11 protein-coding genes are annotated in these 11,673 nt (G+C 68.2%); 8 read left to right on the top strand and 3 right to left on the bottom strand.

Annotated elements, in window-relative coordinates:
- Nucleotides 1–98: 98 nt before the first annotated feature.
- The 8 genes from ACN9M6_RS08615 to ACN9M6_RS08650 all read left to right on the top strand — a co-directional run bounded on the left by ACN9M6_RS08615 (nucleotide 99) and on the right by ACN9M6_RS08650 (nucleotide 6,856).
- Nucleotides 99–1,403: an amidohydrolase family protein gene (locus tag ACN9M6_RS08615; RefSeq protein WP_419162521.1), complete on the top strand. Its 1,305-nt coding sequence runs from the start codon at nucleotides 99–101 to the stop codon at nucleotides 1,401–1,403.
- Nucleotides 1,404–1,757: 354 nt separating this feature from the next.
- A complete protein-coding gene (locus ACN9M6_RS08620) occupies nucleotides 1,758–2,885 on the top strand; it encodes a hypothetical protein (RefSeq protein ID WP_419162522.1) in 1,128 nt (375 codons plus the stop codon).
- 77 nt (nucleotides 2,886–2,962) lie between these two features.
- The gene (locus ACN9M6_RS08625) at nucleotides 2,963–3,187 is read left to right on the top strand and encodes a hypothetical protein (protein ID WP_419162523.1); all 225 of its coding nucleotides are present in this window, start codon (nucleotides 2,963–2,965) and stop codon (nucleotides 3,185–3,187) included.
- Nucleotides 3,187–4,680, top strand: a complete 1,494-nt coding sequence (locus ACN9M6_RS08630) for a sodium:solute symporter family protein (protein ID WP_419162524.1) — start codon at nucleotides 3,187–3,189, stop codon at nucleotides 4,678–4,680. The genes ACN9M6_RS08625 and ACN9M6_RS08630 overlap by 1 nt, the downstream gene beginning before the upstream one ends.
- A gap of 58 nt (nucleotides 4,681–4,738) precedes the next feature.
- Nucleotides 4,739–5,257 (top strand): DUF5946 family protein, encoded by a 519-nt coding sequence (locus ACN9M6_RS08635; RefSeq protein WP_419162525.1) that lies wholly within the window; start codon nucleotides 4,739–4,741, stop codon nucleotides 5,255–5,257.
- A 3-nt stretch (nucleotides 5,258–5,260) separates the two neighbouring features.
- Nucleotides 5,261–5,713 (top strand): hypothetical protein, encoded by a 453-nt coding sequence (locus tag ACN9M6_RS08640; RefSeq protein WP_419162526.1) that lies wholly within the window; start codon nucleotides 5,261–5,263, stop codon nucleotides 5,711–5,713.
- Nucleotides 5,710–6,381: a zf-TFIIB domain-containing protein gene (locus tag ACN9M6_RS08645; RefSeq protein WP_419162527.1), complete on the top strand. Its 672-nt coding sequence runs from the start codon at nucleotides 5,710–5,712 to the stop codon at nucleotides 6,379–6,381. The genes ACN9M6_RS08640 and ACN9M6_RS08645 overlap by 4 nt, the downstream gene beginning before the upstream one ends.
- Before the next feature lie 58 nt (nucleotides 6,382–6,439).
- Nucleotides 6,440–6,856, top strand: a complete 417-nt coding sequence (locus ACN9M6_RS08650) for a DUF6941 family protein (protein ID WP_419162528.1) — start codon at nucleotides 6,440–6,442, stop codon at nucleotides 6,854–6,856.
- A gap of 7 nt (nucleotides 6,857–6,863) precedes the next feature.
- On the opposite strand, the gene ACN9M6_RS08655 is transcribed toward ACN9M6_RS08650, so the two are convergent.
- The 3 genes from ACN9M6_RS08655 to ACN9M6_RS08665 are packed head-to-tail and all read right to left on the bottom strand — an operon-like array spanning nucleotide 6,864 to nucleotide 11,642.
- On the bottom strand, nucleotides 6,864–8,996 hold the full coding sequence (locus tag ACN9M6_RS08655; RefSeq protein ID WP_419162529.1) for a PQQ-dependent dehydrogenase, methanol/ethanol family: 2,133 nt from the start codon (nucleotides 8,994–8,996) through the stop codon (nucleotides 6,864–6,866).
- Between the two features lie 40 nt (nucleotides 8,997–9,036).
- Entirely contained in the window at nucleotides 9,037–11,202 is a 2,166-nt protein-coding gene (locus ACN9M6_RS08660; RefSeq protein ID WP_419162530.1) for a TonB-dependent receptor, read from the bottom strand.
- Entirely contained in the window at nucleotides 11,187–11,642 is a 456-nt protein-coding gene (locus tag ACN9M6_RS08665) for a hypothetical protein (protein ID WP_419162531.1), read from the bottom strand. Before ACN9M6_RS08665 ends, ACN9M6_RS08660 begins: the two co-directional genes overlap by 16 nt.
- Nucleotides 11,643–11,673: the final 31 nt, after the last annotated feature.

Genomic DNA, 11,673 nt, shown 5'->3' on the forward strand with positions numbered 1-11,673 from the left:
GCATCCGCTGCCGCCGTCGCGTGATCCTACCTGAGGCACCCGCGAGCAACTAGTCTGTGGATTCCAGCCGACCCTGAACCCAAGCTCCGGAGGGTGCCATGCATCGTCAGGTTGCAGTAAGCCGCACTGCCCTTGTCTGTCTGGCTCCGGTGTGGGCGGTGGGCGCGTGCGCCCCGGGCGCCGGGCCGGGCGCGTCGGAGGCCGGGGATGCCGCTGACGAGCCGACGGTCGTGATTCGGGCGGACCGGATCCTGGACGGGCGCGGTGAGCGGCTGACGGGCCAGGAGCTGGTGGTGCGGGGCGGTCGGATCGAGGGGGTCGCGGAGGTCGGGGCCACCGCTACGGATGACGCGGTCGTGTACGAGCTTCCGGGCGCGACGCTGCTGCCGGGGCTCATCGACACGCACGTCCACCTCGGGTGGCACTTCGACGCGGAAACGGGTCGGCTTCACAGCGCGGAGTCGACGGACTCGGCAGAGGATCGGGTGCTGTACGCGGCCGAGAATGCCTGGACCATGCTCATGAGCGGGGTCACGACGGTGCAGAGCCTCGGCGGCCCCGAGGATGTGCCGCTCCGTGACGCGATCGCCCGCGGGTCGCTTCCGGGCCCGAGGGTGTTGACGTCGATTGAGCCGATCACGGCCGGGAGCGGCGGACCGGACGAGATCCGGGCCCGCGTCGACGCGCTGGCGGAGGCGGGCGCGGACGTCATCAAGATCTTCGCGTCCGCCAGCATCAGGGTCGGCGGCGCGCCGACGCTGAGCCAGGAGCAGCTCGACGCCGCCTGTGGCCGGGCGAGCGACCACAGCCTGCGCGCGGTCGTCCACGCCCACGGCCCGGAAAGTGCGCGGCGCTCGGCCCTGGCCGGCTGCCGGCAGATCGAGCACGGCGCGCTGCTGGACCGTGAGACGCTCGAGTTCCTCGCCGAACGTGGTCTCTTCTACGACCCGCACACGCACCTGATCTTCGAGAACTATTTCGCCAACCAGGACCGATACCTCGGCATCGGCAACTACACCGAAGAGGGATTCCAGCAGATGCGTGCGGCGGTGCCGACGGCGCTGGGCGCGTTCCGTGAGGCTCTGGACGTGGAGGGCCTCGACATCGTGTTCGGGACCGACGCGGTAGCCGGAGCGCACGGGCGCAACTGGACGGAACTGGCCTATCGCGTTCAGGAAGGCGGCCAGGATCCGATGGACGCGATCGTGTCGGCCACGAGCCTGGCGGCGTCTTCGCTGGAGCTTGGGGAAGTCGTGGGCACGATCGCGCCGGGGTTCGCGGCCGATGTGATCGCGGTGGCCGGGGATCCGTCCGCCGACATCGGCGCGCTCGAGCAAGTGGTGCTGGTGATGCGGGGCGGCGTCGTTTACCGACACCAGCCCCGCGGGGCAGGGATGCCGTGAAGCGCCGACACCTCGCGGGCCGGTCGCTCGTAGGGTTGTGACGTGGCGGCCGGTGGCCGTGCCCGCGACAGGCGAACGGGAGTCGGAAGGAGGCCCATGAAGCGGTCGATCGAACAGGCTCAGAAGCGGCTCGCGAACGATTTGCGGTCGCGTCGGGACGTGTCCGCCGTGGGTATCGGAGCCCACAAGGGTGAGCCGTGCCTCAAGGTGTACGTATCCGAACGTGAAGGACGAAGATCGATTCCCCGCCGGTACGATGGACACCCGGTGCGCGTGGTCGGCGGCGGCCCTTTTCGGGCGCAGGATGATGGCCCGGCGAGCCGGCCGGACCGTTAGCGGACAGGGGGTATCGAGATGACGCCGCGCCGGAACCTCATACTCGCGCTCGCGATCCTGGTGGCCGTCGTCGTTGGGGTGAATCTCCACTGGCGGGCGTCCCACTGGGCTCCTGGACCGCCGCCGCGCCCCGCGCCTCGCCCTCCGCTCCCCCCGCTGCCTCCGACGGGTGCGACCGTCGAAGAGCTTCTGACGAGCGCGATGCAGGTACAGAGCTACAGCGAGCCGGGCCTGTTCGAAGTGCCGGGCGTGGTCGGCGTGGGCATCGGGTTCACCGATGCGGGCCGGCCGGCGCTAAAGGTCTTCGTCGATCCGTCGATACCGCGGGCGGAGTTCCCGCGGGAACTCCGGTCGTTCCCGGTTCTGGTGCAGCCGGCCGGGCCGTTCCGGATTCTCCCGCCGGAGCCCGTCGCAGCCGCGGAAGGCGAGGGGCCAGTGCCGACGGGACGCTTCGACCGGCCGGTTCCGATGGGCGTCTCCACGGGGCATACGCGGTCGACGGCGGGGACGATCGGCGCGGTCGTGACGGACGGCCAGCAACGATACGCGCTCAGCAACTGGCACGTATTCGTGCCGGGCGGGAATGCCCGGGTCGGCGACGCGCTCCTGCAACCGGGGCCGGTCGACGGCGGGGCGGATCCGGCCGACGTGATCGCCACCCTGGCGGCGTTCGAGCCGGTGGTCCTGTCGCCGTTCGCCTCCAACCGGATCGACGCGGCAATCGCCCGCACGGACGACGTGCTGCCGGAAACGCCGTTGGGGGGCTATGGGTCGCCGCGCAGCACGACGATGGCGGCGAAGCCGGGACTGCCGGTCCAGAAGTACGGGCGGACGACGCGCCTCACGGTCGGTGAGGTGGAGGCGGTCAACACGTCGATCAACGTGTCGTACGGGTCGGCCGGGTCGCAGATCGGCCGCTTCACCGGTCAGATCATGGTGTGCTGCAACTTCAGCCAGGGCGGCGACTCGGGCTCCCTGATCGTCGCGCGCGATCTCGACCGTGACGGCAACGCGGGACCGGACGACCGCAAACCGGTTGCCCTGCTGTTTGCCGGCGATGGCCGGCTGACGATCGGGAACCCGATCGACCTGGTGCTCGACCGGTTCGACGTGACGATCGTGGGCGAAGGGGACGCGAACCGCTGAAGCGGACGTGAGCCGCTGACGCCGGTTCCCGGCGCCCCCGCTGGCCGCTGACGCTGCGGGCCGGCTAGGTTGCGGCCATGGAACGCTTCCGGTCTCACTACCTGCCGCGGACTCCGGCCGGCCGGCTGATCCTGGCCCTCTTCCTGGGCCTGTTCGCGTTCACGCAGCCCCCGCTCGTGTTCTGGATCGGCAATCGTATCGAACCCTGGTTGGGCGGGCTGCCGTTCCTGTACGTCTATCTCCTCGTCCTCTACATCCTCCTCATCGGGGTTCTCGGGTGGGCGATGAGGCGCGAACTCTGATGGAACCCTGGGTCGTCGCAACCGGACTCATCTTCGTCTACCTACTGGCCACGATCGTGCTGGGGGCCGTCGCGAACCGGCGCATGTCGGTGGACCTGGAGGACTTCCTTCTGTACGGGCGGAAGGCCGGGTTCATCGTCCTCTACCTGACGGTCGTCGCCACCTACCACTCCGCGTTCGCCTTCCTCGGTTCGGGCGGGTTCTTCTACACGCACGGGATCGGGTTCTGGGCCGCGGGCGCGTGGACGGTGCTCGTCGGCGGGATCACCTACGTGCTCGGGAGCCGGATCTGGGCGCTCGGCAAGACGTTCGGCTACATCACGCCCGCGGATATGCTGGCCGATTTCTACGAGTCGGACGGGGTTCGGGTGGCGACGGCCATCGTCTCGGTCGTGTTCACGATCCTCTACATTCAGGTCCAGGCGGCGGGCCTCGGCTACATCCTCTCGGTCGCGTCGGGCGATCGGATCTCGTTCGAACTGGGCACGCTGATTCTGCTCGTGGTCGCGGCGGGCTATCTGATCGCGGGCGGGCTGCGGGCGGTGTACTGGACAGACGTGATTCAGGGCGTGTGGATGTACGTCGCCGTGTGGGTGGGCGCGCTGGTGCTCGCCTTCAAGCTGTTCGGCGGCCCGATTCAGTTGTGGAAGCGAGTGGCGGCGGAGCGGCCCGATCTTCTCACTCTTCCGGGACCGGAGGGCTTCTTCACTCCGGGCATGTGGTTCGGGATGGTCGTCGTCCTTTCGTTCGGGATCATCTTCCAGCCGCATCTCCTGATCCGGTACTACACGGCGGTCTCGGGGCGCACGATCAAGTGGCTGGGCGCCACGACGCCGATCTATCTCATGACGCTCTACATCCCGGCGGCGCTCGTCGGTCTGGGCGGGGCGCTGGTGATGCCGGACATCGCGATTCCCGACCGGATCTTCCCGGAGATGCTGTTCGCCTACGCGCCGGCCTGGCTGACCGGCGTGATCCTGGCCGGGGCGACGGCGGCGGCGATGTCCACGCTCGATTCGATGCTGCACGCGAACATGACCGTGCTCACGCGCGACGTGTACCAGCGCTACATCCGCACGGACGCGAGCGCGAAGCACTACATCCTCATCGGCCGGCTTATCGTCGTGGCCCTGCTTGGCGTGGGGTATGCCCTCTCCGTGAACACGTTCGAGTTCCTGGTCATCCTCGTCTCCCTCTCGGGTTCCGGGGCGCTGCAGCTGATGCCGGCGATCCTGGGCGTCTGCTTCCCGAGCCGGCGCCTCACCACGAGCGCGGGCGTGCTGTGGGGGATCGCCACCGGCCTGGCGACTCTGATCGTGACGCTCTGGATCGTGCCGCATCCGCTCGGGCTGCACAGCGGGGTGTGGGGGCTGGCGGTGAACTTCGTCGTGACGTGGGTCGTGAGCCGGGTCACTCGCACTCCGAGCGAGGGGACCGTGTCACGGATTCATGGGGCGGTGGAACGTTTCGTGTACGAAGGTGATCCGGCGTGAGGCGCCGGAGGCCACGGCAGATTCGAGGTTCCGCGCTCGCCCGAAGGTCGCCCCTCGCTTGACCCCCGCCGCTGAAATCGAGCCGTGCCGGGGCTGCGGCGCGCTGGTCCCCCGCGTCGAGGGGGCGACGCACCGTTACCTGGACGCGTCGCCCGGCTGCTGGGAAACCCTTGGCCGCGTGCTGGCGAAGGAGTTCAGCCGCCGCGCCTACTTCCAGGTCCATGCGCTCACGGTCGATGCCTACGCGGTCCAGCACCCGGGTACACCGTCGCCGCAGACGATCCAGTCGGTGGCCGTCCACCTGATCGCGCTCTACGCGATGCTGGAACTGGGGTGGCCCGCGGATCGGTCGTCCGAGGTGAGGAAGGAGGCCAAGCGAGGGCTGGCGGATGCATTTGCATGGCTGGATCCCCCGCAGAACCTCGGCGCTGTGACCGTCGTAGATGTGGCGGCGGCCGCGAGTGCCGCCGATCATCAGGAGCGGGTCCGCAAGTGGGCCCGCTCGGCATGGGACGCCTGGGCCGCGCATCACGAGACCGTTCGCGGCTGGGCGTCCCGGACCGGGATCGGAGGCTGACCGGTGGGCAAGCTCGTGGGAGGCGGCGCCCTTCTGGCGCTGGCTCTGTTCATGGTGGCGGGGTTCCTGCGTGCGGACGCAGACCCCTTCGCGGTGAGCACGATTGTTGCGCTCCTGATCGGAGCCGGACTGCCGGGAGCCGGGGGCGCCTGGCTGTTGGCGAGTCACTTCGGGGTCGGCCGGCGGATCGACCGCAGGCGCGAGGAACTCCGCCGCGACACGCTCGAGGCGGAGATCCTGAGAATGGCGGGACGGCACGACGGGCGGCTCACCGCGGTCGAGGTCGCGGGAGAGCTGGCGGTGCCCACCACGATGGCCGAGGAACTGCTCAACGAACTGATGGCGCGGGAGCTGGCGGACATCGAGATCACGGAATCGGGCCTGCTCGTGTACACGTTCGACGACGTGCGGCATCTGTCGGAGAAGGATTCCGCGAAAGGACTGCTGGAGCCGTGAGCGAGACGCGCTGGCCGTGCCCTGTCTGTCTCGGGGTCAAGATGGAGAAGGCTACCGTGGGAGCGGGGACTGCCGACGGCTCCGGCCCGCTGACGCTCGACCACTGTCCCCGTTGCGGCGGCATGTGGTTCGAGCTGGGGGAGGTGCAGCGGCTGCGTTCCGAGCGACCCGAGTCGCTGTGGGCCCGGATCCCCGCCCGGGACGAGCGGCACCGGGCTCAGTGCCACACGTGCCGGGCGCTTGTGGACCGCGACGCGCCGGAGTGCGGGGCTTGCGGGGCCAGGACGCGACTCAGGTGCCCCTCGTGTGACAGGACGATGCTGCAGGTCCGCCAGTCCGCGCTCACACTCGACGTGTGCAAGCGCTGCAGGGGCGTGTGGTTCGACCACCACGAACTCGAGGCGATCTGGGATCTGGAACGGGACCGGCTCGTCGCGAAGCGGGGGAAGGGTGGAAAGCTCGGGGGCGCCGCCGGAGATGCTTCGACCGATATCCTGTTCGGGACGCTCTTCTGGGCGCCGGATCTCGTGTTCGTGGGCGCGCATGTGGCCGGGCACGCCGTGGCGGCGGCGGCGGAAGCGGCCCCGGCGGTCCTGGAGGTCGTAGGAGAGGCGGCCGCCAGTGTGTTCGAGGCGATCCTCGAGATCGTGGCCGGCATTTTCGGCTGAACCGAGTTCCGGGTTCGCCGCGGCGGCCCGACCTGATACAACCAGGGAGAAACCACGAATGGAAATCGTGCTGGCAACGCTGGCCGACTGCGCCAATACGTCAAACGACGGCAAGCTCAACCTGATGGGGCTGTTCGACACGCTCTTCGCGGCGACTGTGCCGGTTACCCACCCGTCCATGCAGCTGGTCCTGAGAATCAGGGCCGAACCCGCCGAGATCGACCGGCAGCACGAGCTGGAAATCCGCTGTATGGACGCGGACGGCGAGGAACTGTTCAAGGTTCAGGGCGGGTTCTCCGTACAGGCCGCGCCGGGGAAGTCGGCGACCTTCAATCACGTCGTGGGAATCAGCAACCTGACCTTCCAGAAGTACGGAGGGCACACGTTCTCGATCTTCATCAACCGGGACCTCAAGCAGACGATCGTACTCGAGGTGGACGACACCGAGCGAAGGGCAGGTTCGGCGGGTAACTGACAGCCCGTCAGTTACCCTCGGTCGATTCGGCCGCCCACAGGCGGCGCTGTTCACTCGTCAGATAGTGCCGAAGCGCGGTCGCGTCCTCGAGCGTGAGCAGGTCGCCGAACGCGGCCATGCCGTTCGCGGAGAGCGCGCCGCCCAGCACCACGGCATCGAAGCTCTCCCACGCGCCGCCGTCCATTCGGCGCAGATCCGGATACGCCGAGAGGTGCTCGTCGCCGGCACGGTGGCAGATGCTGCAGTGAAGGCCGAACAGCTCGGCTCCACGGCGGACGCGGTCCATGTCGACGGCGAGATCCGGCGGCTCGGGCGTGGAGGGCGTTACCTGAGCCGGAGGAAGCGGCACGTCCCCGCCGTCCAGCTTGAACACGAGCAGTCGTCCGAAGCTCTCGTAGTCGTAGGCCGCTGAGCCGAGGGGGTACGCGGACCCTCTCGGCCCGCCGTAGCCGGCCATGACGGCGATGTACTGCACGCCGTCCACCTCGTACGTCATGGGACCCGCCATCACCCCGGTGCCGAGATGGATGGTATGGATGCGCTCTCCGGTGTCGGCCTGGTGGAAGTCGAGCGTCCCCACCGCCGTCCCCTGAATGACGAGGTTCCCGGCCGTGACCAGCGTACCCCCGTTCCACATGCTCCCGCGCGGGACGCGCCACAGCTCGCGGCCCGCTGCGGGGTCCCAGGCAAGAAGAAACTCGTTGGGGCCGATGTCGGGGAGGCCCTCGGCCAGGTGTGCGTACTCCTCCGGGAACGGGGGCCAGCTCGCGGCGAATCCCTGGTACGCGACCTCGGGGCGGTGGTCGAACACATCCAGCGACCGCCATAGCATCGCCTGCTCGCGGGCGGGGATATAGGCGACGCCTGTCTCGGGGTTGAAGGACATCGGCTGCCAGTTGTGGCCCCCCGCCGAAGAGGGGAACACGACCCTCGGCTCTTCGCGATAGTTCGCGTCGGGGTTCGGGATGGGTCGGCCCGTCTCGGGATCGATTCCCTGTGCCCAGTTCACGGTCACGAAATTCTCGGCCTGAAGCAGCTCACCCGTAGCGCGATCCAGCACGTAGAAGAAGCCGTTCTTCGGCGCCTGGAGGAGGACGTCGCGCGGCTGGTCGTCGATCAGGACCGTGCTCAGGATGATGTTCTGGGTCGCGGTATAGTCCCAGATCTCTCCGGGCACTGTCTGGTAATGCCAGATGAGGCGCCCGTTCTTCGGGTCGATCGCGAGGATCGAAGCCAGGTAGAGGTTGTCGCCGCCTGAAGGACTCCGGTGCCAGATGGGATAGGGATAGGAGTTTCCCGTCCCCACGTAGAGGAGGTCGAGCACCGGGTCGTAGGCCAGCTCTCCCCACACCGTGCCGCCGAGGCCTCCTTCCCAGGCGGAGTCCGGGTCCCACGTCTGCGCTGCGAGTTCCACCTCCGGGTGCTCGAAGCCGGCCGCCGGATCCCCGGGCACGGTGAAGAAGCGCCACCGCTCTTCTCCCGTGTCGAGATCGTAGGCGGTAATGTATCCCCGGACTCCGAAGTCCCCGCCCGCATTGCCGAGGACGACGACGTCACCGGCGATCTGCGGGGAGCCGGTGCTCGTATAGGAGAGCGACCGGTCGAGGAAGGTGTCCACCCGCCAGTCCTCTTCGCCTGTCGCCGCGTCGAGCGCCACCAGGTATCCATCGAAGGTGCCGATATAGACGCGGCCCTCCCACATCTCGAGCCCCCGGTTGATGGGACCGCAGCAGCCTTTCCGGGTGTAGCTCGGATCGACCTTGGGATCGTAGCGCCAGACCGTTTCCCCCGTCGTCGCGTCGAGCGCCGCCACGCTTCCCCACGGCCCCGGTGAGTACATCACGCCATCGACGACGACCGGGGTGGCTTCGAGACCCCAGTGAACGGACCCGACGTGCGACCGCCACTCGTACTCCCAGGCGAGACCCACGGCGGCCGCATTCATGACGTGGATGCGCCCAAGCGGAGAATACCGCGTCTCGCCGAAATCGCGGCCGGAGGTCAGCCATTCCGCGGCGACCGTGTCGGTTGCGAGCAATCGGGCCCGGTCGACGTCGCCGGCCGCCGGGCCGGACGGCGCCGGATCGCAGCCCGCCAGCGCTGACGAGGCCAGCAGGACCCCGGCAATCGACCAGGACACCGGAGCGCGGCCCGCTACGGGGGCTGTCGTCACAAGACTGCTAGAAGCGGGGGGTTACCGTGAGACGGAAGCTTCGGGTCTGTCCCGGACTCCGCTCCTGCACATCCACGTACGTCGTCTGGAACAGGTTCTGGATCTTGGCCTGCACGGTGGTCCCCAGGATCCGGATCCCGGCCCGTATGTCGACGAGGGTGATGGCATCCCGGTCGTCGAGCGGGAACGCGAGAACTTCCTCCACCCGGCTCCGGTACCGGAAGTCGATGGCGACGAGCTGCCGCCACGCCGCGATCGTCGCCGTGAAGTTGTGGCGCGAGCGGTAGGGCAGCGCACGGCCGGTCCCGTGGTCCTCGGTGTCGAGGAAGGTGTAGGTGGTGCTGAAGTCGAGGCGACGCGGTATGACCCCGAGCCGCAGCCCCGCATCGATCCCCCGAACCATGGCTTCGGCGACGTTGCGGAACTGGAACGTGAAGATGTTGTTCGGTGCCGGTGTCGGTTCGATGAGGTCGGTGTATTCGCTCCAGAAGAAGCCGGCGTCGACCCACACGCGGTCGCTGAGGTGCAGAGTCGCCCCAACCTCCCGGGCCCATGCAGACTCTCCCCGCAACTCGAGGTTGGGGATGACGCGGAAACCGAACTGGGTCGTCGACGTGAACTGTTCCGACACGCTCGGTGACCGGTATCCGCGGCTGAAGGATGTCCTCAGGCTCAGCCGCTCGCTCGTCGCGAACACGACGCCGAGCTTGGGGTTGAGCACGAGGTCCCTCATCGCCGCCGAAGCCTTGTGGTAGTCGAGCCTCAACCCCACCGAAGCATGCACCCGGTCGGAGAACGCGACTTCGTCCTGCGCGAACACCGCGAAATCCTTCACGTCGGGCGGGGGCTCCAGGAAGTTCGAGGACACACCGGTCATCGCTCCTTCTCCGCCGATGGTCAAGACATGCGACCGATTGGGGAAGAGGGACCACTGGATGTCGGTGCCAAGGCGCGTCGAGCGGTGGAAGTCCTCATTGTCGTGGAAGTAGTTCCGGGATCGCGCGTGATAGACGTGCGGCCGCACCTGTAGGCGATGCTTCGGCGTCACGATCGGATTCGTCGTCACACCGAACACGAGATCGTCCGTACGGATCCAGTCCCCGAGTTCGGTGGGGTCCACTTCGAGCGGGCGATCCGCTGACAGCCAGGTGAAGAACTCTTCCTCGTCCTTCCGCGTCCAGTTGACGAAGACTTCCCAGGGGTTGGCGGATTCCGCGGGGAAGACGGTCTTGAGCCGCACGCGCCAGCGCCCGAGCTCTCCGTTTTGCCGGAAACCATCGGACTCCTCGCGCCCGAGAAACAGCGTCGTGCCTACGTCGCCGAGTCGGCGGGAATGGTGGATCGCGATCCCTTCCCTGCTCAGGCGCTCCTCCGTGAACGACATCCCCGAGGGGGTGTCGAAGAGGCCGTAGTACCCCCTGACGATCGTCTCGGGTTCCGCAGACGGGCGTCTCGTGATCACGTTCACGACGCCGCCGAGCGCATTCGTGCCCCACAGCGTCGAATGCGGGCCCTTCACGATCTCGATCTGGTCCACGTCCAGCACGGGGAGACCGCCGAAGTCGATCGAGGCGCCCACACCGGACAAGACGCGGTGGCCGTCGAGCAGCATGAGAACCCGGCTCCCGACGCCTCGCGCGAGGCCGGTGGAGCCTCGGATGTCCATCTGTCCGGAGTTGAAGATCACGCCCTGCGCGAAGGGCAGCGCCTCGTCGAGGGTGACGGGGTGGCGATGGTGAAGCTCCTCACCGCTCATGACAGCGACGCTGACGGGGGCCTCTCCGGGGCGGGCGACAGAGCGGCTCGCCGTGACGGTCAGCTCGGGCACTGTGACCGTCTGGCGGTCGAGCAGAATGCTGAGTTCGCCCGAATGGTCGGCCTGCAGTTCGCGTTCGGTCAGGCGGAAGCCCGGGGCGACCACGATCAGCGTATAGGTGCCCTCAGAGGGTAAGGCGATCGCGAAGCCGCCATCGGACCGACTCGTCGCGCGTAGCGGCGTGTTGCGGATCAATACGGTCGCCCCGGCGATCGGGGCGCGCGTCTCCGCGTCGAGGACACGGCCGCGCACCGCGTCCTGCGCCTGCGCGGCCAGCGGGACGCCCGCCAGGAAGACGGCGAGCGCCGCGCCGGACGCGAGACATCGGCGGAAGCCGGCTGCTATTGCCGCTGCCAAACCGTTGTCGAAGCTGCGGTCGCGGGCTCCGTCACGACGACGGTGAGGACGTTGCCCGCCAGGGTGAACGTGCCCACGGCCTGTCCCGTCTCCGCCCGCTGCTCCCAGCTCCCGTCGGCACGTATGGTGAAGGTGCCCTGGTCCTCCAGCATGAACTGAAGAGCCGGCGCCGAGATGCTCAAGCTCAGCATACCGCTTGCAGTGTCGCCGGTGGGAGCGCCCTGGGAAAGCGTGAACGTACCCATAACGGCCGGCGGCCCAACCGTGAGCCCGCCGGTGATCGCCCCGGTCAGGGACACGAGAGTGTACGTCCCGGAGAGATCGGGCGGCGGGGTCACCGCAGGCGGTGCCGGCTCCATCGGCTCGTCGCCGCCGCCACAGCCAACGACGAGTCCGGCGGCGACAACTGGGATGAGCAAGATACCGAGACGCTTGTTCATGGATTCTCCTGTGCGTTGAGGTCGGGGCCGG

This window comes from Candidatus Palauibacter sp. (assembly GCF_965197445.1).
Lineage (GTDB): Bacteria > Gemmatimonadota > Gemmatimonadetes > Palauibacterales > Palauibacteraceae > Palauibacter.

Coding starts and splice junctions, on each gene's coding strand:
- ACN9M6_RS08615 (WP_419162521.1), top strand. CDS start 99: ATGCATCGTCAGGTTGCAGTAAGCCGCACTGCCCTTGTCTGTCTGGCT.
- ACN9M6_RS08620 (WP_419162522.1), top strand. CDS start 1,758: ATGACGCCGCGCCGGAACCTCATACTCGCGCTCGCGATCCTGGTGGCC.
- ACN9M6_RS08625 (WP_419162523.1), top strand. CDS start 2,963: ATGGAACGCTTCCGGTCTCACTACCTGCCGCGGACTCCGGCCGGCCGG.
- ACN9M6_RS08630 (WP_419162524.1), top strand. CDS start 3,187: ATGGAACCCTGGGTCGTCGCAACCGGACTCATCTTCGTCTACCTACTG.
- ACN9M6_RS08650 (WP_419162528.1), top strand. CDS start 6,440: ATGGAAATCGTGCTGGCAACGCTGGCCGACTGCGCCAATACGTCAAAC.
- ACN9M6_RS08665 (WP_419162531.1), bottom strand. CDS start 11,642: ATGAACAAGCGTCTCGGTATCTTGCTCATCCCAGTTGTCGCCGCCGGA.